This window comes from Accumulibacter sp. (assembly GCF_032229525.1).
Taxonomy (GTDB): Bacteria; Pseudomonadota; Gammaproteobacteria; order Burkholderiales; family Rhodocyclaceae; genus Accumulibacter.
In genome coordinates, this window is sequence record NZ_JAVTWB010000115.1 from 9,576 (window position 1) to 11,301 (window position 1,726).

Annotated in this window: 3 protein-coding genes; 2 read left to right on the plus strand and 1 reads right to left on the minus strand. The window is 64.4% G+C overall.

From position 1 onward, the window contains the following. A partial coding sequence (arsN2, locus tag RUW20_RS07740; protein WP_313951629.1) for an arsenic resistance N-acetyltransferase ArsN2 occupies positions 1 to 343 on the plus strand: 343 nt, incomplete at its 5' end. After that, positions 340 to 792 (plus strand): D-aminoacyl-tRNA deacylase, encoded by a 453-nt coding sequence (gene dtd, locus RUW20_RS07745; RefSeq protein ID WP_313951630.1) that lies wholly within the window; start codon positions 340 to 342, stop codon positions 790 to 792. The genes arsN2 and dtd, both read left to right, overlap by 4 nt. A gap of 47 nt (positions 793 to 839) precedes the next feature. Here the strand turns inward: dtd and bfr are convergent, their stop codons facing one another. Beyond that, positions 840 to 1,310 carry a bacterioferritin gene (gene bfr / locus RUW20_RS07750; RefSeq protein WP_313951631.1) on the minus strand — a complete coding sequence of 157 codons (471 nt, stop codon included), beginning with the start codon at positions 1,308 to 1,310 and terminating at the stop codon, positions 840 to 842. Positions 1,311 to 1,726 lie beyond the last annotated feature (416 nt).

The window sequence follows — 1,726 nt, forward strand, 5'->3', positions numbered from 1 at the left end:
TCTGGTCGCTCGCGATGACCGGCGGCTGATCGCCGCGGCCGGCCTGCAGCCCTGTGGCGATGTCGTCCTGTTGCGTTCGCTGGCCGTCGCGACCACCCACCGTCGACACGGGCTGGGCAGCCGGCTGGTCGAAGCGCTGGAGCGGCGGGCGTCGGCCAACCGGCAGCGGCAGATCTTCCTGCTGACCACCACCGCGCAGGACTTCTTTGCCGCGCGCGGCTTTCGGCCCCTGGCTCGCGAAACGGTGCCGCCGGCGATTGCCGGGACTGCCGAATTCCGGCATCTGTGCCCGGCGTCGGCGGTGTGCATGGTGAAGACAGTAGACTGCGGCGCGACGCCGTGAGGGTCATTGTTCAGCGTGTTGCCGAGGCACGGGTCGAAGTCGAGGGCCGGGTGAGCGGTGTCATCGGCTCGGGGCTGCTGGTTTTCGCCGGTTTTGAAGCCGGCGATGCCGATAGCGACCTCGCCTGGATGGCGGCCAAACTGGCTCGACTGCGCATTTTCGCCGACGCCGCCGGGGTGATGAACCGCAGTGTCGTCGACACCGCCGGCGAGATCCTGGCCGTCAGCCAGTTCACCCTTTTCGCTTCCACCCGGAAAGGCAATCGCCCCTCCTGGAGTCGCGCCGCGCCACCGGAGCTGGCGCAACCGCTATTCGAGCGTTTTGTCGCGCAGCTCGAACAAGCGCTCCAACGCCGGGTGCCAACCGGCGTTTTCGGCGCAGACATGCGGGTTCACCTGGTCAACGACGGCCCGGTGACGATCAGCCTCGATTCGCGTCAGCCGGAGTAGTCGCCGGCCAGCTCACCAAGCGTCGCGGTTTGGCGCCGTTTGGCGCCCTACGCCACGCCCATCTGCGTCTGCAGATAGTTCTGCACGCCGACCTTGTCGATTAGCTCGAGCTGCGTTTCGAGGTAGTCGACGTGATCTTCGGTGTCGTTGAGGATCGCCTGCAGCAGGTCGCGAGAAACGTAGTCCTTCACCGATTCGCAGTGGGCCACACCGGCGATGAGGTCGGCATGTGCGCCGCGCTCGAGCTTGAGGTCTCCCGCCAGGCACTCGGGAACGTTCTGGCCGATCAACAGCTTGGGCACCTCCATCTTCGGCAGGCCCTCGAGAAACAGCAGTCGCTCGATGATCTTGTCGGCGTGCTGCATCTCTTCGATCGACTCCTCGTACTCGTGCTTGCCAAGGGCGTTGAAACCCCAGTTCTTGTACATCCGTGCGTGCAGGAAATACTGGTTGATCGCTGCAAGCTCGTTGGCCAGCTGCTTGTTGAGCAGCTGAAGCACTGTTTTGTCGCCTTTCATGGAGGTCTCCGTGTCAAGTTGCCGCGAACTGCGTCGCGGCCGTGGGAATCGGGGGAAGCGTGTCGTGCGCAAGCATTGCAGCGGGCGCTACGGCTACAGACACCGTGTTGCACGCACAATTCACGCCAGCGGCAAGATGATGGGCTTGTTTGCTCACTGACGCCATCACCATTAACGGTGTCGCAGGCGGCGCCGACATGCGTGGCAAGCCTTGTCTGGTATGGATCGAGGTCCTGGCGCGGGTTCGGCAGAGGTGCAGAAGCGCGCAAATGGCCAGCCAGGAAGGGATCTCTCGGAAACGAGCGAGGCCGGGCTTTGCTGCCGCGCGGTGGCATTCCACAGCCGGAACGATCCAGCTTGTGGTCGAACAGCCAGTGCCAATGCTGGCATCCCCACGGGGATTCGAACCCCGGTAC